This window comes from Halomonas borealis (assembly GCF_004798905.1).
Classification (GTDB): domain Bacteria; phylum Pseudomonadota; class Gammaproteobacteria; order Pseudomonadales; family Halomonadaceae; genus Halomonas; species Halomonas borealis.
Genome location: NZ_SDMO01000013.1, coordinates 54,839 through 73,741, shown reverse-complemented (window position 1 = coordinate 73,741; position 18,903 = coordinate 54,839). Strand labels below are relative to the sequence as shown.

Below are 18,903 nucleotides of genomic sequence, written 5' to 3'. Positions count from 1 at the left end.
GATCAGACGTTCACGGTCTCGACACCGCCCATGTAGGGGCGCAGCGCCTCGGGCACCGTGATCGAGCCATCGGCGTTCTGGTGATTCTCCATCACCGCGATCAGGCAGCGCCCCACGGCCAGACCGGACCCATTGAGGGTGTGCAGCAGCTGTGGCTTCTTCTCGTCGGGGTGCCGGAAGCGCGCCTGCATGCGACGCGCCTGGAAGTCCTCGCAGTTGGAGATCGAAGAGATCTCCCGGTAGGTGTCCTGGCTCGGCAACCACACCTCGAGGTCATAGGTCTTGGTGGCACCGAAACCCATGTCGCCGGTGCACAGGGTCACCACCCGGTACGGCAAGTCGAGGGCCTGGAGCAGCGCCTCGGCATGGCCGCGCATCTCCTCCAGGGCCGTGTAGCTGGTGGCCGGGTCGACCAGCTGTACCATCTCGACCTTGTCGAACTGGTGCTGGCGGATCATGCCACGGGTATCGCGACCATGGGAGCCAGCCTCGCTGCGAAAGCACGGCGTATGCGCGGTGAGGCGCATCGGCAGCTGCCGGTACTCGAGGATCTCGTCGCGGGCGAAGTTGGTCAGCGGCACCTCGGCGGTAGGAATCAGGCGATAACCGCGCTCGTCTTCCAGGCGGAACAGGTCCTCGCCGAACTTGGGCAATTGGCCGGTCCCGTACAACGAGTCATCGTTGACCATGTAGGGGACATAGCATTCCTCGTAGCCATGCTCGAGGGTCTGCTTGTCGAGCATGAACTGGGTCAACGCACGATGCAGCCGCGCGATGGTACCGCGCATCACGGCGAAGCGGGCACCGGTCAACTTGGTCGCCAGGTCGAAGTCGAGCTGGCCGGTACTCGCTCCCAGGTCGACGTGGTCGCGCACCTCGAAGTCGAAGCGGCGCGGCGAACCCCAGCGGTGCAGCTCGACGTTGTCTGCCTCGCTCTGGCCTTCTGGAGCGCTCTCGTGGGGCAGGTTCGGCAGGCCGCCGACCTGCTCGTCCCACTCGGCTTGCACCGTGGCGAGGCTCGCCTTGGCGGCATCCAGGCGCTCGCCCAGGTCGCTGACCTCGTCGAGCAGCGGCTGGATATCCTCGCCGGCGGCCTTGGCCTTGCCGATCGCCTTGGACCGGGTGTTGCGCTCGTTCTGCAGGCGCTCGGTCTCGGCCTGAAGCTCCCGGCGGCGGGATTCGAGCTCGGCGAGCCGTGCGGTATCGAGGGCGAAGCCCCGGGTGGCCAGTCGTTGGGCGACCATCTCGAGGTCGCCACGCAGCAGTTTGGGATCGAGCATGGAATTCCGGTCCGTCGCAGTCGGTGATATCAACAAACGCAAGGCGGCCATTGTAGGCAAAAGCCCGCCCCGGCGCCACGCGCCAGGATGCGCGTCGCGACGTGTCGCGGTACAGTAGGGGTCTTCCTTCTTCCCTATGCCCTTCGCGGCAGCGACAGCGACCTAAAACGCCATGATCGCCAGACTGGACACGCGGCGCGCCAGCGCTCATTCGCGCTCCGACGCCCCTTACTTGCCCTTCCTCGAGGCCCTGGCCGATGCCGGCTTCGAGGGCGAGATCGCCCCGGACTACGCCAACCGCACGGTGCTGGCCACCGACAACTCGATCTACCAGCGCCTGCCCCAGGCGGTGATCTATCCCAAGGGCATGGCCGACCTCGAGCGCCTGGCCCGACTGGCCGGGCGTGACGACTTCCGTCATGTGGCGCTCGCCCCGCGCGGCGGCGGCACCGGCACCAACGGCCAGTCGCTCACCGATGGCCTGGTGGTGGATGTCTCCAAGCACATGAACGCCATCCTCGATATCGACGTCGAGGCGCGCCGGGTGCGTGTCCAGGCCGGCGTGGTCAAGGACCAGCTCAACGCCGCGCTCAAGCCCCATGGGTTGTTCTTCGCCCCGGAGCTCTCGACCTCCAACCGCGCCACTATCGGCGGCATGATCGCCACCGATGCCAGCGGCCAGGGTAGCTGCGAATACGGCAAGACCCGCGACCACGTGCTCGAGCTCTCGAGCGTGCTGCTCGGCGGCGAGCGCCTGATCACCCGTCCGGTCGACGACGAAGAACTCGAGACGCTGTGCGAGCGCGACGACGCCGTGGGGCGGGTACATCGCATGGCCCGCGAGATCATCGACAGCGAGCGTGAGCGCATCCGCGAGACCTTCCCGCCGCTCAACCGCTGCCTGACCGGCTACGATCTCGCACACTTGAGGACGGCGGACGGCAGGTTCGACCTCAACAGCGTGCTGTGCGGCGCCGAGGGCTCGCTGGCCTTCACCGGCGAGGCGGTGCTCAACGTGCTGCCGATCCCCCGGCACTCGACCCTGGTCAACGTGCGCTACGCCGGTTTCATGGATGCGCTGCGCGACGCTCGGGCACTCATGTCCAGCGGCAGCGCTTCTCCCGACCGGCCGCAGGCGCACCCGACCTCCATCGAGACGGTGGACGACAAGGTGCTGGGCCTGGCCCGCCAGGATGTCGTGTGGGATGACGTCGGCGAGTTCTTCCCGGAAGGCGATACGCCGACCCACGGCATCAACCTGGTCGAGTTCAACGACGACGACCCCGAGCGCCTCGCCACCCGGGTCGCGGCCTTCTGCCGCCATCTCGAACGGGACGCCAGCGTCGAGCGCCTGGGCTATACCCTGGCGGAGGGACGGCCCCAGATTCAGCGGGTCTACGCCATGCGCAAGCGAGCCGTGGGTCTGCTCGGCAACATCCAGGGTGAGCGGCGCCCGCTGCCCTTCGTCGAGGACACCGCGGTGCCGCCGGAGCACCTGGCCGACTACATCGCCGAGTTCCGCGCCCTGCTCGATGCCCGCGGCCTGGCCTACGGCATGTTCGGCCACGTCGATGCCGGCGTGCTGCACGTGCGCCCGGCGTTGGACATGAAGGACCCGGCCCAGGAGGCGCTGATCCGCGAGATCTCCGACGAGGTCGCCGCGCTGACGCAGAAGTACGGCGGCCTGTTGTGGGGCGAGCACGGCAAGGGCGTGCGCTCGGAATACGCCCCGGCCTTCTTCGGCCCGCTCTACTCCAGCCTGCGGCGGCTCAAGGGCGCCTTCGATCCCCATAACCAGCTGAATCCGGGCAAGATCGCCACGCCGCTTTCTATCCCGCCCGAAACCGCGGGTAGGGCTCCTGTCCCGCCCGAAGAGGCGGAACCCTATCTCCAGGCCCAGGATTCCGCCTCCGAGCCGGCCACACCGAGCGACGACGAGCAGGCCGTGAAATGGGTCGACCCGGGCCTGCTGGCCATCGACGGCGTGCCGACCCGCGGTCAGTTGGATCGCCGGATCGACGAGCGGGTCTGGCAGGCCCACGGCGACGCCGTCTACTGCAACGGCAACGGCGCCTGCTACAACTACGACCCCGACGACGCCATGTGCCCGTCATGGAAGGCCACCCGCCAGCGCATCCAATCGCCCAAGGGCCGCGCCAGCCTGATGCGCGAGTGGCTGCGCCTGCAAGGCGAAGCCGGCGTCGACGTGGTCGAAGAAGCCAGGCAGACCAACGCCCGTGGCACCTGGGGCGCGTTGAAGGCCTTCCCCGGCAAGCTCAGGAACACCCTGGCCAAGCGCCGCGGCGAGGATGACTTCTCCCATGAGGTCTACGACGCCATGGCGGGCTGCCTGGCCTGCAAGTCCTGCGCCGGCCAGTGTCCGGTGAAGGTCAACGTGCCGGCCTTCCGCTCGCAGTTCCTCGAGGTCTACCACGGACGCTACCTGCGCCCGCTGCGTGACTACCTGATCGGCGGGCTGGAATTCATGGTGCCGGTGCTCTCGCGCGTCGCCCCACTCTACAACGCCGCCCTGGACAGCCGCTGGGTCAGCCGTCTGCTGGCCGGCCCCGTGGGCATGGTCGACAGCCCGCGACTGTCCCGTGCGCGGCTCGACAAGCAACTCGAGGCCTGGGGCATACCCCAGGCCTCGCCGACCACACTTGGGCGCCTCACCGCCGCCCAGCGCGCTCGCAGCGTGGTGCTGGTACAGGATGCCTTCACCAGCCACTTCGAATCGCGACTGGTCATGGACGTGATCGAACTGCTCGACCGCCTCGACGTGCGGGTCTTCGTCGCGCCCTTCGCGCCCAACGGCAAACCGCTGCACGTCCAGGGCTTCCTCGGTGCCTTCGCGCGCACCGCCGAGAAGCAGGCCGCACGGCTCAAGACGCTTGCCGGCTTCGGGGTGCCGCTGGTCGGCATCGACCCGGCGATGACGCTGACCTATCGCCAGGAGTATGTGAAGGCCCTGGGGGCGGACGCCGTGCCGGAGGTGCAATTGCTGCCGGAATGGCTGACCGCGCGGCTCGCCGAGGAGGCCTCACCGCTCAGGCCCGAGGTCCCGGTCCTCGACGATCCGAGCTATCGCCTGCTCGCCCACTGTACCGAGAAGACCAATGCTCCGGGCACGCCCAAGGCCTGGCAGCGGCTGTTCGCCGCCTTCGGGCTCGAACTCGAGGTGGTGCCCACGGGCTGCTGCGGCATGTCCGGGACCTATGGCCACGAAGCACGCAATCTCGAGACCTCGAAGACCATCTACGCCCAGTCCTGGCAGCCCAAGGTCGAGGACCCGGCCAACGCCGGGCGGCTGTTGGCCAGCGGTTACTCCTGCCGCAGCCAGGCCAAGCGGCTCTCGGATACCACGCTGCCTCACCCATTGCAGGGGCTGCTCGAGGCGCTCAAACGCTCGGCCTGACGGCGCGCGAGTCGCCGTGCCCTCGGCCCGCGCCGGCTCGATGTCGGGTGATGGCCCGAGCGGCTGCCTGCGGCGGCCGCTCCCTCTGGCACATCAACTGCGCAACGCCCGCCCCGGCTTCGACACGTCCCGCTCGCTTGCCCCCTATAGCGGGGCTTGTGCGACGTTGACTCCCGATCGGCGTGATTCATCGCGCCGATCGATTGCATGTCGTGCTCGGCGACGCTAGTCTGCGCGCCCTTTACCCCCCTCGACGAGAGAGCGAACGACCATGGAGCATGCCGGCTTCGACCTGGCTATGATCGGCCTGCTGGCGCTGATCTGCCAATGGCTCGCCTGGCAGCTGAAGCTGCCCGCCATCCTCACACTGCTGGTTGCCGGCATCGCCGTCGGCCCGGCCACGGGGCTGCTCGATCCCGATGCGCTGCTCGGCGACCTGCTGTTCCCGCTGGTCTCGCTGGCGGTGGCGGTGATCCTCTTCGAGGGCAGCCTGACCCTGAGCTTCCGCGAACTGCGAGGTCACGGGCGAACCGTGCGACGCCTGGTGACCTGGGGCGCGCTGATCACCGGCGTCATCGGCACCATCGCGGCACGCCTGCTGTTGGGGCTTTCCTGGGAGATGGCCAGCGTGCTGGGGGCGTTGTTGGTGGTCACCGGCCCCACGGTGATCCTGCCGATGCTGCAGACCCTGCGCGCCCGCGAGCACCTGACCCAGATCCTGCGCTGGGAGGGCATCCTGATCGACCCCATGGGCGCCATCGGCGCGGTGCTGGTCTACGAATTCGTCGCCTTGGGATCGGGCGGCGTGGCGGCCACCCACACGCTGGTGCTGTTCGGCCAGACGGCACTGATCGGCTTCGGCCTCGGCATCGCCGGTGGCTACTGCTGGGGCCTGGTGCTGCGTCATCACTGGCTGCCCCACCAGCTGCACAGCTTCGGCACCCTGATGCTGATGCTGACCCTGTTCACCCTCTCCAATCAGCTGTTCCACGAGTCGGGGCTGCTGACGGTGACGGTCATGGGGGTGTGGATGGCCAACATGCGCGGCGTGCCGACCCGGCCCATCATCGAGTTCAAGGAAACGCTCTCGGTGCTGCTGATCTCGGGGCTCTTCCTGCTGCTCGCCGCGCGGCTCACCGTGGAACAGCTCGCGCTGCTGAGCTGGCCGGCCTGGGTCTTCCTGCTGGTGCTGGTGGCCATCGCCCGGCCGCTCGCCGTGTGGCTGTGTACCCTGGGCAGCAGCCTGGGCTGGCGCGAGAAGGCGCTGCTGGCGTTCATCTCGCCACGCGGCATCGTGGCCGCCGCGGTGGCCTCGCTGTTCGCCCTGCGCCTCGAGGAAGAGGGGCTACCCGGCGCCGAGATGCTGGTGCCGGTCACCTTCCTGGTGATCATCAGCACCGTGGTCAGCCAGAGCCTGTTGTCGCGCCCGCTCGCCCGCTGGCTCGACGTGCGTCGCCCGACGCCCAACGGCGTGCTGATCATCGGCGCCAACCCCGTGGCCCGCCAGGTAGGCTGTGCCCTGCGCGAGGCCGGCATCGCCACGGTGCTGGCCGACAGCAACTGGGACGCCATCCAATTGGCCCGCCAGGAGGGCCTGACCACCTACTACGGCGACCCGCTCTCCGAGCACGCCGCCCAGCATCTGGAACTCAGCGGCATCGGCTACCTGCTGCCGCTTTCCCCCTATCGGGAACTCAACGACCTGGCGGCACTGCACTTCGAGCACCTGCTGGGACGCGATCGGGTCTTTCGCCTGGCCGTCGACGAGGGCCGCAGCGGCAATCGCCCCCAGGGGCAGGCGCTGGCGCACCTGCCGCTGCTGTTCGGTCGCGACGTGACCTTCGCCAAGCTGTCACGGCTGGTCGCGGAAGGCGGCGAGGTGCGTCATCGACGCTGCGACGACAAGACCCGCCTGGAGACCCTGCGTCAGGCTCATCACGGCCACTGGCTGCCCATGATGTGCATCGGTCCCGCCGGGCGGCTGCGCCTGGGCACCGCCGAGAGCAGTCTCTCGCCCAAGCGCGGTGACACCCTGATCAGCCTGGTCTTCATCGACTCTCCGCGGCACTCGCAACACACCACCGCGCCCTCCGCCTGACACCGGCCGTGCTCCACGCGATGGGGCCGCCACTTGGCGGCCCCGTCGCATCATCTCATGCCCTGCACGCGCCTTTCCTTCAGGGCGTCGTGGCCTCGAGAGTCGGCCCAGCGTCGGCATCGAGGCGACTCTCGGCGGCGGCGACCAGCGCGAACTCCTCATCGGCGGTCTTCGCCACCAGGGTGTTGCGACTGTAGAAGGCGTAATAGGCCGCCCCGATCACGAACAGCACCAGGGTATAGATGAAGGCCCGTGGATCGAAGGCATAGACGCCGGACAGGGCGATCAGCGACAGCACCAACGCCAGGCCGGAAGTCACAACGCCACCGGGGGTCTTGTAAGGGCGCGCCAGCTCGGGGCGTCTCACGCGCAACAGGATATGGCTCAGCGCCATCAGCGCGTAGGACACGGTCGCGCCCACCACGGCCATGCCCAGCAGCAGGTCACCCTCACCGCTCAACGAGGCCAGAAACCCGAATACCCCGGGCACCACCAACGCCCAGGTCGGTGCCTTGCGACGACTGGTCAGCGACAGCACCCTGGGCAGATAACCGGCTCGCGACAGGGCAAACACCAGCCGGCTGTAGCCGTAAATGATCGAGAAGAACGAGGCGATCAGGCCGGCCAGTCCCAGCACGTTGACCAGCGTCGCCAGGGTCGGGTGATCGGCGGCCTTGAGCGCGTCGACCAGCGGCACGCCGCTCGCCCCGATGGCACCGGCACCGGCCGCTCCGGCCAGCAGCACCACCACCAGCACCGCCGTCACCAGCAGGAAGAGCACCGCCGCGATGATGCCGCGAGGCACGTCGCGGGCCGGATCCTTGGCCTCTTCGGCGGCCAGTGGCACGCCTTCCACGGCCAGAAACAGCCACATGCCGAAGGGCAACGCGGCCCACACCCCGGCCCAGCCGAAGGGCAGGAAGACGCTGGCACCGGCGGCCTCGGTGGGCGCGATATCGAACAACCGGCTGGCATCGAACGCCCCGAGTAACGCCAGGGCGGTGGCCAGGATGGCGAATACCGCCAGGCCGCTGATCACCATCATCACCTTGAGCGCCTCGCCGGCACCGGTCAGATGAATGCCGATGAATACCGCATAGAACAACGCATAGACCAGCGGGCCATTGATCCCCAGCAGCTCCTCCACCGCGGCGCCGATGAAGATGACGATGGCCGCCGGCGCCAGGGCGTATTCGATCAGCACCGCCAGACCGGTCAGATAGCCGCCGGTCGGCCCCATGGCCTGACGCGCGAAGCTATAGCCGCCCCCCGCGGCAGGAATGGCCGCCGACATCTCGGCCAGTGACAGCACCAGGGCGAAATACATCAGCCCCATCAGGCCGGCGGCAATCACGAAGCCGCCCCACCCCGCTTCGGCGATGCCGAAGTTCCAGCCGGCAAAATCGCCGGAGATCACGTAGGACACGCCGAGTCCGGCCAGCAGCAACCAGCCGGCGCTGCCCTTCTTCAGCTGTCGTTTGGCCAGGTATTCCTGGTCCAGGGTCGCATCGTTCATCGAGTCACCTTTGCACTGTTGTTATGAGGTCGCGATGGAGCATGGCGGAGCCGCGCCCGCCGATTCTGAAAGCGTGTTACGAGGTCAGGAAGTTGCGCATGCCGACCGAGGACTCGATGACATCGTCCTGGGTCCGGTCCTTGAGTCGCACGCCGGACAGCTCCCGGGCGCGGGATTCCCGCAGCAGGTACATCAGCCGCCGACTGGCCTCCTCGAAGGCGAAGCCCGACGGGCGCACGTTGGAGATGCAGTTACGCCCGGCATCGGTGAGCCCGACCCACGGCGCCCAGGTCAGGTAGAGGCCGAGGCTGTCCGGCGAGCTGAGCCCCGGACGCTCGCCGATCAACACCAGCACGGCCCGGGCGTTTTGGCATTCACCGATCTCGTCGCCGATCGCCACCCGGCCCTGCTCGACCACCGAGAGCGGCGCCAGTGACCAGCTCGAGTCGTCCTCGGCCAGCCGCCGCGTCAGCGCCTCGAGAAACGGTGGCGCATTCTGCTGTACGGCCAGCGACGACAACCCATCGACTACGGCGATGGCCAGGTCGACGGCGGGGCGCGGCGCGTCTTCGGACTCGACCAGGCGCCTGCGGGAGGCCTCGTCGAGGCGCCGCCCCAGGTCCGGGCGCTGCAGGTAGGTCGAGCGATCGACCGCGCGGCTGTGCAGGCGCTGTACGCCCTCGCCGATGCCGAGCCCCGCGAGATCACCGCACAAGGCCTCGACCTCTAACGGTAGATGGACCGCGTCCTGGGCCCGGGCATGGGCGAGCTGGAAGTCCAGCGAGTGTGCGGTAGGCAGGCTGGTCCCGGCGCGGCCGAGGCCGATGCGCGCCGCGGTGAACTGGCGCAGCCGCTGCCAGGGGTTATCGGTCACGCCGTGGTCGGGTGGATGATCACTCATCGGACATCTCCTTCGGGCAGCCGGGTCAGGGGGCGGGCGAAGGCCTCGGGTAACCGGCCGCTGGGCCGGTGGCGGGCGACATCCTCGAAGATCGCCATCTCGTCCAGCCAACGCTCGAACTCCGGCGCCGGTGACAGGTCGAGCACCCGGCGCGCATAGAGCGCATCGTGGAAGGAAGTGGTCTGGTAGTTGAGCATGATGTCGTCGGAGCCGGGGATGCCCATGATGAAGGTACAGCCCGCCGTGCCCAGCAGGGTCAGCAGGTTGTCCATGTCGTCCTGATCGGCAGCGGCGTGGTTGGTGTAACAGATGTCGCAGCCCATGGGCACGCCGAGTAGCTTGGCGCAGAAGTGATCCTCCAGGCCGGCGCGGATGATCTGCTTGCCGTCGAACAGGTACTCGGGGCCGATGAAGCCGACCACGGTATTGACCAGCAGCGGATCGAAGTGACGGGCCACGGCGTAGGCGCGCGCCTCGCAGGTCTGCTGGTCGAGCCCATGGTGGGCATTGGCGGACAGCGAGCTGCCCTGCCCGGTCTCGAAGTACATGACGTTGTCACCCACCGTGCCACGCTTGAGGCTCCGAGCCGCGTCCTGGGCCTCGGCCAGCGTGGCGAGATCGAAACCGAAGCTCTCATTGGTCGCCTGGGTGCCGCCGATCGACTGGAAGACCAGGTCCACCGGCGCCCCCTGCTCGATCGCCTCGAGGGTGTTGGTGACGTGGGTCAACACGCAGGACTGGGTCGGAATCCGGTACTTCTGGATCACCTCGTCCATCAACGTCATCAGCTTGATGCTCTGGGCGACGTTGTCGGTGGCGGGGTTGATGCCGATCACCGCGTCGCCGTTGCCGTACAGCAGGCCATCGAGGATGCTGGCGGCGATCCCGGTCGCATCATCGGTGGGGTGATTGGGCTGCAACCGAGTCGCAAGGCGCCCCGGCAGGCCGATGGTGTTGCGAAAGGCGGTGGTCACCCGGCACTTGCTGGCCACCAGGATCAGGTCCTGGTTGCGCATGATCTTGCTGACCGCCGCGGCCATCTCCGGGGTGATGCCGGCGCGCACCCGAGCGATCACCTCGGGGCTGGCGAGGTCGCTGAGCAACCAGTTGCGAAAGTCACCGACCGTCAGGTGGCGGATCGAGGCGAAGGCGCCGGCATCATGGGTGTCGATGATCAGGCGAGTGATCTCGTCCTCGCGGTAAGGCACCAGATGATCCTCGAGGAAGGTTGTCAGAGGCAGCTCCGCCAACGCCATCTGGGCCACGACTCGCTCCTCGGCCGACTCGGCGATGACGCCGGCCAGGCGGTCCCCGGAGCGCGACGGCGTGGCCTTGGCCATCAGTTCGGCGAGGCTCGCGAAGCGGTAGTGCCGGCTGCCCAGCGTATGGTGATAGGCTTTGACCATGCTCGTCTCCTGGTCGAGCGCTCCGATCGCCCGAGGCGTCGGTACGCAACGAATAGTACGTCATGGCAGAATAACGAGGACGCCACGAACGGCGTTATCGTTTTCCGGCAAAACCAGCGAGACCATCAATAACAACAACTTGCCTCCCACTAACGCCGTCGAGCATCCAGGGAGGAGGAGTCACGTCACGTGCCACAGACGACTCGAGCCGTCGAGAACGCACCAAGGAAGTGCATGTGGGAGGCCTGGGATGCCAATCAGCATGCACATAACCTGACCGATTGGTCCCAGGAATACGACCAGTTCAGTCAGGGCGGTTTCTACGGGCGCATCGACGAGGTCCATCTGCCCGAGATGCAAGTATTCAAGGAATACACCAGTCATGCCTTGGGCCAGCAGTGCAATGTCTGGCCTGACTCGCTGTGGCTGGGGATCCCGGTCGACGAGCGTGGCTGCCGCATCAACGGCCACCGGGTCGGAGAACAAGACATCATGTGCCAGCCCGGCGGGCACAATTTCGAGCTGGTCACACCCGATGCCTTCGGCATCTACGGGTTGGTGGTCGACCGCTCATGGCTGGCTCGAGCGGCCGGCGAGGCTGCCCGCCCACTGCTCGACGCCGGCCCGGAGCGGCTGACGCGCCTGCGGCTGCCGCGTCCGACGCGCCAGGCGACGACCTTCCTGATCGAGCGCCTGCTGGGCATGCACGATGCGCGGTTCGAGCCCCGGGTCCACCAGGACATCCTCGGCCTGGCGCTACAGGAGATCCTGCGCGAGGAGACCCCCAATACCGAATGCCCGCCCAGCTATCGCCATCGCCGTCGGGTGGTGGATCGTGTGCGGGCGCACCTGGAGAACGGCGCGGCGCTGCCGGTGAGCCTTGACGAGCTATGTCGGATCACCCACGTCAGCCAGCGCACCCTGCGCTACAGTTTCACCAGCATCCTCGGCGTGAGCCCCATCCAGTTCCTGCGCCTGACGCGCCTCAACCGGGTGCGGCGCCACCTGTGCGAGCCTGGTGTCGGCACCATGGTGGGCCAGGTCGCCGGCGACTGGGGCTTCTATCACCTGGGGCAGTTTTCCCGCGACTACCGCCGGCTGTTCGGCGAGTCGCCCTCGGCCACCCTGGCCCGGCATCGCGCCTGAAGCGGCGGCGACCTGCCCGACAACGACGGCGCCCCGGCGATCGCTCGCCGGGGCGCCGTGTCATGCACGAGCCTCCGTCACGCCTGGCAGATGCGGGAGACTAGAAGAACAGCTCCCGCAGGGCCTCACCGGGCATCTCGCGGCGCATGAAGGCCTCGCCCACCAGGAAACCGTGGACATCATGCTCACGCATGCGCAGCACGTCGTCGCGATCATGGATACCGGATTCGGTGATCACGGTGACGGCGGCGGGGATCCGCGGCAGCAGATCCAGCGTGGTCTCGAGACGCGTCGCGAAGGTATGCAGGTCGCGATTGTTGATGCCGACCAGCGTGAGATCCAGCGCCAGGGCACGCTCCAGTTCGGCGGCATCGTGAACCTCGACCAGCACATCCATGCCGAGCTCGGTGGCCTGACGATGCAGGTCCGCCAGCCGGGCGTCATCCAGCGCCGCGACGATCAACAGGATGCAGTCGGCACCGATGGCCCGGGCCTCGCTGACCTGATAACCGTGGGTGATGAAGTCCTTGCGGATCACCGGCAGCCGGCAGGCCTCTCGGGCGTCGATCAGGAAGTCCTCATGGCCCTGGAAGAAGTCGGCGTCGGTCAGCACCGATAGGCAGGCCGCCCCGCCCGCGGCATAGTCGGCGGCGATCTCCGCCGGACGAAAGTCTTCGCGGATCACGCCCTTGGAGGGCGAGGCCTTCTTGATCTCGGCGATCACGCCCGGGTCGCCGTCACGGATACGCGCGTCGAGGGCGGCGACGAAGCCCCGTGGGGCGGACTGCAGGCCCGCCAGGCGCAAGAGTTCGGCCTCGGACACGGCCCGCCGGCGCTCGGCGACCTCGGCGTCCTTGCGGGCCAGAATACGGGTCAGGATAGTCGGGGTATCGGCAGCGGCGGTCATGTGGGAAGTCCTGATCAGGGGCTACTGGGCGAAGACACGGGTGAAGTTGGCCAGCTCCCGGAGCTTCTCGCGGGCCAGCTGGCAGTCCTGGGCATCCTGCGCCAGGGCCACGCCTTCCTTGAGAGTATCGGCGACTTCCGCGGCATACAGCGCCGCGCCGGCGTTGAGCGCCACGATGTCCGCCGCCGGCCCCTCGCCGATCAGCGCCTGCTCGACCAGGCGAAGGCTGTCCTCGGCGGTCTTCACCTTGAGCGCTTCAAGGCCCTGGCGCGCGATGCCGAAGTCCTCGGGAGCGATGGTGTACTCGCTGATCTCGCCGTCCTTGAGCTCGGTGACCCGGGTCGGCGCGGCCAGCGAGATCTCGTCGAGCCCGTCCTCGGCACATACCACCAGCACGTGGCGGCTGCCCAGGCGTTTGAGCACCTCGGCCATCAGCGGCATCAGCTCGAAGGCGTAAACACCGAGCAGCTGGTTCGGCGCGCCGGCCGGATTGGTCAGCGGCCCGAGGATGTTGAACAACGTACGCACGCCCATCTCGCGACGCGCGTCGATCGCATGGCGCATGGCGGGGTGATGGTTGGGCGCGAACATGAACCCAACGCCGACCTCCTCGATGCAACGCGCCACCTGTTCGGCGTCCAGGTCGAGGCCGATGCCGGCCACCGCGAACAGATCGGCGCTGCCCGAGGAGGACGACACACCACGGTTGCCGTGCTTGGCCACATGCGCCCCGGCGGCGGCGGCCACGAAACTCGAGGCGGTGGAGACATTGAACAGGCTGGCCCCGTCGCCGCCGGTACCAACGATGTCGACCACGTTCTCGGCATCGAGCGTCACCGGCGTCATCAGCTCGCGCATCACCTGGGCGGCGGCGCTGATCTCCTCCGGCGTCTCGCCTTTCATCGCCATGCCCATCAGGAAGGCGGCGACCTGGGCATCGCTGGCCTCCCCGGTCATGATGGCGCTCATCAGCGCGTGGGTCTGCTCGAAACAAAGCGACTCGTGGCGCATCAGGGCACCGAGGGCTTCTCGCATCTGCATGGCCGTCTTCTCCTTTGACTGTGGCGGCGATTCAGCGACGCTCGAGAAAGTTGGCCAGGAGCTCGTGGCCCTGGCGGGTGAGGATCGATTCGGGGTGAAACTGGACGCCTTCGATGTCGAGCTCGCGATGACGCATGCCCATGATCAGCCCCGGCGTCACGTCACCCTCATCGGTCCAGGCGGTGACTTCCAGGCAGTCCGGCAGGCCGTCGCGCCCCACCACCAGGGAGTGATAGCGGGTGACCTCCAGCGGATCCTCGAGGCCGGCGAAAACGCCCTCGCCCACGTGGCGGATGCGCGAGGTCTTGCCGTGCATCACCTGGGGCGCGCGACAGACGTCGCCACCGAACACCTGGCCGATGGCCTGATGGCCCAGGCAGATGCCGAGGATCGGCAGACGCCCGGCGAAGTGGCGGATCGCCGCCATGGAGATGCCCGCCTCGTTGGGCGTGCAGGGGCCCGGCGAGATCACCAGGTGGCTGGGCGCCAGCGCCTCGATATCCTCCACGGTGATGGCATCGTTGCGATGGGTCACCACCTCGGCACCGAGCTCGCCCAGGTACTGCACGACGTTGAAGGTGAAGCTGTCGTAATTGTCGATCATCAGCACGGACATGGCGTTAGGATCCTGATTTCCTTGGCATGATTAACAGAGATTCGTGGTTTGCCACCCGGCAACCTCCCGGGGCGAGACGGAAGACATGCCAGCCGTGCAGGGGTCCATAGACACAAAAATGCCGCCCTGACGGCGGCATTTTCTCCAAACGTCAGCGTGCCGCCCTCGCTTAAGGGCGCCACCACGTCATCGGCACGAATGTTGAGTCTACTAGGTTCATGGGCTTCATAGTGCTCGCCGGCGGCTGGCGGTGTCAAGATGTGCCGGCCCCCACCGCGCGGGGCATGGGGCTCATTCGAGGTTATCCAGGCCACGCTCGGCCATGGCCACGGCGCGGAACAGCGCACGCCCCTTGTTGAGGGTCTCCTGCCATTCCTTGTCGGGCTCGGAATCGGCCACCACACCGGCCCCGGCCTGGACATGCAGCTCGCCGTCCTTGATTACCGCGGTGCGGATGGCGATGGCGGTATCCATGTTGCCGTGCCACGAGAGATAGCCCACGGCTCCGGAGTAGACGCCACGCTTGACCGGCTCCAGTTCGTCGATGATCTCCATGGCCCGCACCTTGGAGGCCCCCGACAGGGTGCCCGCCGGGAAGGTCGCGCGCAGCGCGTCCATGGCACTCATGCCGGGGCGCAGCCGCCCGGTGACCTGCGACACGATGTGCATGACATGGGAGTAGCGTTCGACGGCCATGTTGTCGGTAACCGTCACCGAGCCGGTCTCGCAGATGCGGCCCACGTCGTTGCGCCCCAGGTCGATCAGCATCAGGTGCTCGGCGCGCTCCTTGGGGTCGGCCAGCAGATCCTCCTCGAGCTCACGATCCTCCGCCTCGGTGCGCCCGCGTACCCGGGTCCCGGCGATCGGGCGCACGGTGACCTCGCCTTCCTCCAGGCGGGTCAGTATCTCCGGCGAGGAGCCGACCACCTGATGATCGCCCAGGTCGAAGTAGAACATGTAGGGTGAGGGGTTGAGGCTACGCAGCGCGCGATAGAGGTCCAGCGGCGGCGCCTGATAGGGAATCGACATCCGCTGCGACGGCACGCACTGCATGATGTCGCCGGCCAGCACGTATTCCTTGATGGTCTCCACGGCCGACTTGAAGCCCGCCTCGGTGAAACCGGAGGTGAAGTGTCCTTCCTCTACCGCGCGGCCGCCGGTGCCGGGGCTGCGCGCCTCGAGAACCGAACCGCGCAGCCGTTCCTCGAGTCGCGTCAGTCGGGCCTGCGCCCGATCGAAGGCCTCGGCTTCGGCCGGGTCGGCATGCGTCCAGAGCGTCAGGCGACCGGACAGGTTGTCGAACACCACCAGATCGTTGCAGACCATCAGCAGGATATCGGGGACGCCGAGGGGGTCGGGCTTGTCGACACCGCGCAGGCGCGGCTCGATGTAACGAATGGTGTCATAGCCGAAGTAGCCCACCAGCCCCCCGTCGAAGCGCGGCTGATCGTCGAGGCGCGGCACCTTGAAGCGCGCCTGGAAGGCCTCGATCCAGGCCAACGGGTCCTCGACCTCGGTCACGCCCTGGGTCGCACCGTCGACGATATGGGTGACCTGAAAGCCGCGCACCTCGATGCGCTCCTGGCACGGCAGGCCGATGATCGAATAACGGCCCCATTTCTCGCCGCCCTGCACCGATTCCAGCAGGAAGGTCCAGGGCGCATCGGCGAGCTTGAGATAGGTGGACAACGGCGTGTCGAGATCGGCCAGCACCTCACGGGTGACCGGGATGCGGTTATAGCCGGCATCGACCAGCGACTGGAAGTGTTCGGGGGTCATCATGGGCCCGTATCCTCGATAGATGATGTGCGACGGTCAACGAACAGGGACGGCTGGCACGGCCGCCTCAGGCGGCGAGCATCACCATCGCCAAGCGCCTCTACCGGCGGCACGGGAGAGACGAAGGACGGTCGGGGAAGCGGGAAAAGCCTGCATGATGCGGGTTCCATCGGCGATGACGGGGTCGCATATAACGAAAAACAATCAATAACCACATCGTTATAGCACAATTCGATTTACACTAAACGAGTTCCGCCAGCGATTCAACCACCACATCCGGCCCGCTCGAGGCCACCGGCTCGCCGTGATTGTAGCCATAGGGCACCCCTAGGGTACGGAACCCCGCCGCCTTGCCGGCGGCGATGTCATGACGGGAATCGCCGACCATCAGGCAGCGTTCGCACGCCACCTCGAAACGCTCGGCGGCGTGCCTCAGTGGCAGCGGATCAGGCTTCTTGCTCGGCAGGCTGTCGCCGCCCAGGCACAGCGCGAAATACCGGTCGATGCCGGTGGCGCGAAGGATCGGCGCGATGAACGCCGCGGGCTTGTTGGTCACCAGCACCAGCTGCCGGCCGCTCGTCCAGAGCGCCTCCAACGCCTCACGCACCCCGGGGTAGAGGCGGGTTCGCGCACAGGGCGCCTCACCATAGCGAGCCAGGAAGCGTTCGTGGGCCGCGTCCAGGCGCGCCGCGGCCGGCGCCTCGCCCCAGGCATCGAGCAGGGCACGTTCCATCAGCATCCGCGAGCCATTGCCGACCCAGTCGCGGACCTTGCCCTCCCCGGCGCCGGGCATTCCCAGATCAACCAAGGCCGCATCCACCGCGACCGTCAGGTCCGGCACCGAATCCACCAGGGTGCCATCCAGGTCGAAGGCGACCAGCTCGATACCTTCCAGGCAGCCATGCATGGCGTATCTTCCTCTCATCGTTGCCTCATCGTTGCGGCTCCACGGGCACGGGCCCCACATGTGACAGCCCAGGATACCCGTTTGGGGGCATAGGCAGCGACGCACGAGAGGCATATGCTAGGGACAGCCGTCGCCGCTACCGGGGTGAGCCCTCGCGGCGCCAGGGACCGCCTCCACGCGACCCGTGGCGCCGGCCGGGACGCCCGCCCCGACCCAGGCGACTTTTTACGCAAGTGTTCTTTTCCACTTTCAATCAGGAGTCTCGCATGACGCTACCACGCATCGTGGTGGTCGGCGGAGGCGCGGGCGGTCTCGAGCTGGTGACCCGGCTCGGCCGCAAACTCGGCAAGCGCCAGCGCGCCGAGATCGTGCTCGTCGACCGCCATCCCACCCACATCTGGAAACCGCTGTTGCACGAAGTCGCCACCGGGGCACTGGACTCGGGACTCGACGAAATCGCCTACCAGGGCCATGCCCGCGCCCACGGCTACCAGTTCCAGCTCGGCACCCTCACCGAGCTTGATCGCGAGGGCCGCACCCTGACCCTGGCCCCGGTACTCGACGACGACGGCGACGAGATCCTGCCCGCCCGCACGCTGCCCTACGATGAACTGGTGTTGTCGCTGGGCAGCGTGAGCAATGACTTCGGCACCCCCGGCGTCGCCGAGCATTGCCACTTCATCGACAGCCCCGACCAGGCCGAACTGTTCCGCCAGTCCCTGCTCAACGCCTTCCTTCGCTACAACGCCCCCTGCGAGCCCTCGGCGAAGATGGTCATCGGCATCGTCGGCGCCGGCGCCACCGGCGTGGAGCTGGCCGCCGAGCTCTACGGCGCCTCGCAGATGCTCAACAGCTATGGCTTCACCACCCTGGACAGCGCGCATCTCGAGGTGCACCTGATCGAGGCCGCACCCAAGATACTGCCGGCCCTGCCGGAACGCATCAGCGACGCCGTGCAGACCGAGCTCGAGCGCCTTGGCGTGCGCGTGCATACCGATACCCGGGTCACCGAGGTCACCAAGGAAGCCATCGTCACCGCCGACGGCGAACGTATCGACCTCGACCTCGGCGTCTGGGCGGCCGGCATCAAGGCCCCGGCGCTGCTCTCGGAGCTGGGCCTTTCCACCGAGCGCAACCATCGCCTCAAGGTCGATGCCACGCTACAGAGCCTCGACGACGAACACGTCTTCGCCTTCGGCGACTGCGCCAGCTGCCCGCAGGCGGATGGTGGCACGGTACCGCCTCGCGCCCAGGCGGCCCACCAGCAGGCCGACCGTCTCTACAAGAACCTGCTGGCGCGCCTGGAGGACCGGCCGCTCAAGCCCTTCGTGTTCCGCGACCGCGGCTCGCTGATCTCACTGGCACATTTCGATGCCGTCGGCAGCCTGATGCGTGGCGCCTCGGCGCGTAGCCTGTTCATCGAGGGCCACCTGGCCAAGTTCTTCTACGCCTCGCTGTACCGCATGCACCAGCGAGCCATTCACGGCACGCTGAAGACCGGCCTGATGGTCATCGTCGACGGCCTCAACCGGTTCCTGAAGCCGCGCCTGAAACTCCACTAGGCCTTGTCTGCAAAGTCGGCGAGCAAAGTCTAGGGCTAGGCCCGCTCCAGACGGGCCCGCGCACTTCCCACGCCCAGGTGGGGCGCAAGACAAAGATCGGCGACAAATCGGCAGGAATTGCCGATCTGGGCAGCCCTGCTGCACGAAGAGCGAGTGACAGGATGTCGCTCGTCATAAGCCGGAGTTCACGGAGTGACAATGAGGACGTTGAACTGATGGTTAACGCGGTATAGCCGAGCGCAGGCCATTTTCAGACATTGCCTAGGCCGGCCAGAGCGTCGCCGGAACGACGATGGCCCCGGTATTCGCCGGGGCCATCGTCGTTGGCT

Annotated in this window: 13 protein-coding genes; 4 read left to right on the top strand and 9 right to left on the bottom strand. The window is 67.3% G+C overall.

Annotation, left to right across the window (positions count from 1 at the left end; all coding sequences use genetic code 11):
• Window positions 1-2: 2 nt before the first annotated feature.
• Window positions 3-1,280: a serine--tRNA ligase gene (gene serS, locus ETC07_RS12715; RefSeq protein ID WP_136248891.1), complete on the bottom strand. Its 1,278-nt coding sequence runs from the start codon at window positions 1,278-1,280 to the stop codon at window positions 3-5.
• Window positions 1,281-1,452: 172 nt separating this feature from the next.
• Here serS and ETC07_RS12710 point away from each other — a divergent pair, with 172 nt between their 5' ends.
• Together ETC07_RS12710 and ETC07_RS12705 are read left to right on the top strand one after the other, a co-directional pair.
• Window positions 1,453-4,695, top strand: coding sequence for an FAD-binding and (Fe-S)-binding domain-containing protein (locus ETC07_RS12710; protein ID WP_136248890.1), 3,243 nt, complete (start codon window positions 1,453-1,455; stop codon window positions 4,693-4,695).
• 271 nt (window positions 4,696-4,966) lie between these two features.
• The gene (locus ETC07_RS12705) at window positions 4,967-6,793 is read left to right on the top strand and encodes a cation:proton antiporter (RefSeq protein WP_136248889.1); all 1,827 of its coding nucleotides are present in this window, start codon (window positions 4,967-4,969) and stop codon (window positions 6,791-6,793) included.
• A gap of 79 nt (window positions 6,794-6,872) precedes the next feature.
• Here the strand turns inward: ETC07_RS12705 and eat are convergent, their stop codons facing one another.
• The 3 genes from eat to ETC07_RS12690 all read right to left on the bottom strand — a co-directional run bounded on the left by eat (window position 6,873) and on the right by ETC07_RS12690 (window position 10,616).
• Complete coding sequence (eat, locus tag ETC07_RS12700; RefSeq protein WP_136248888.1) at window positions 6,873-8,309, bottom strand: ethanolamine permease; 1,437 nt, start codon at window positions 8,307-8,309, stop codon at window positions 6,873-6,875.
• A gap of 76 nt (window positions 8,310-8,385) precedes the next feature.
• On the bottom strand, window positions 8,386-9,210 hold the full coding sequence (gene eutC / locus ETC07_RS12695; protein WP_136248887.1) for an ethanolamine ammonia-lyase subunit EutC: 825 nt from the start codon (window positions 9,208-9,210) through the stop codon (window positions 8,386-8,388).
• Window positions 9,207-10,616 carry an ethanolamine ammonia-lyase subunit EutB gene (locus ETC07_RS12690; RefSeq protein WP_136248886.1) on the bottom strand — a complete coding sequence of 470 codons (1,410 nt, stop codon included), beginning with the start codon at window positions 10,614-10,616 and terminating at the stop codon, window positions 9,207-9,209. The genes eutC and ETC07_RS12690 overlap by 4 nt, the downstream gene beginning before the upstream one ends.
• Window positions 10,617-10,805: 189 nt before the next feature.
• Here ETC07_RS12690 and ETC07_RS12685 point away from each other — a divergent pair, with 189 nt between their 5' ends.
• Window positions 10,806-11,762 carry a helix-turn-helix domain-containing protein gene (locus ETC07_RS12685; protein WP_306462091.1) on the top strand — a complete coding sequence of 319 codons (957 nt, stop codon included), beginning with the start codon at window positions 10,806-10,808 and terminating at the stop codon, window positions 11,760-11,762.
• A gap of 100 nt (window positions 11,763-11,862) precedes the next feature.
• Here the strand turns inward: ETC07_RS12685 and trpC are convergent, their stop codons facing one another.
• From trpC to ETC07_RS12660, 5 genes are all read right to left on the bottom strand, one after another.
• The gene (gene trpC / locus ETC07_RS12680; protein ID WP_136248885.1) at window positions 11,863-12,669 is read right to left on the bottom strand and encodes an indole-3-glycerol phosphate synthase TrpC; all 807 of its coding nucleotides are present in this window, start codon (window positions 12,667-12,669) and stop codon (window positions 11,863-11,865) included.
• A 21-nt stretch (window positions 12,670-12,690) separates the two neighbouring features.
• Window positions 12,691-13,710, bottom strand: coding sequence for an anthranilate phosphoribosyltransferase (gene trpD / locus ETC07_RS12675; RefSeq protein WP_136248884.1), 1,020 nt, complete (start codon window positions 13,708-13,710; stop codon window positions 12,691-12,693).
• A gap of 31 nt (window positions 13,711-13,741) precedes the next feature.
• Window positions 13,742-14,326 (bottom strand): anthranilate synthase component II, encoded by a 585-nt coding sequence (locus ETC07_RS12670; protein WP_136248883.1) that lies wholly within the window; start codon window positions 14,324-14,326, stop codon window positions 13,742-13,744.
• Between the two features lie 291 nt (window positions 14,327-14,617).
• Window positions 14,618-16,105 carry an anthranilate synthase component I gene (trpE, locus tag ETC07_RS12665; protein ID WP_136248908.1) on the bottom strand — a complete coding sequence of 496 codons (1,488 nt, stop codon included), beginning with the start codon at window positions 16,103-16,105 and terminating at the stop codon, window positions 14,618-14,620.
• Window positions 16,106-16,346: 241 nt separating this feature from the next.
• On the bottom strand, window positions 16,347-17,030 hold the full coding sequence (locus ETC07_RS12660; RefSeq protein WP_240724647.1) for a phosphoglycolate phosphatase: 684 nt from the start codon (window positions 17,028-17,030) through the stop codon (window positions 16,347-16,349).
• Window positions 17,031-17,278: 248 nt separating this feature from the next.
• Here ETC07_RS12660 and ETC07_RS12655 point away from each other — a divergent pair, with 248 nt between their 5' ends.
• On the top strand, window positions 17,279-18,574 hold the full coding sequence (locus tag ETC07_RS12655; RefSeq protein ID WP_136248882.1) for an NAD(P)/FAD-dependent oxidoreductase: 1,296 nt from the start codon (window positions 17,279-17,281) through the stop codon (window positions 18,572-18,574).
• Window positions 18,575-18,903 lie beyond the last annotated feature (329 nt).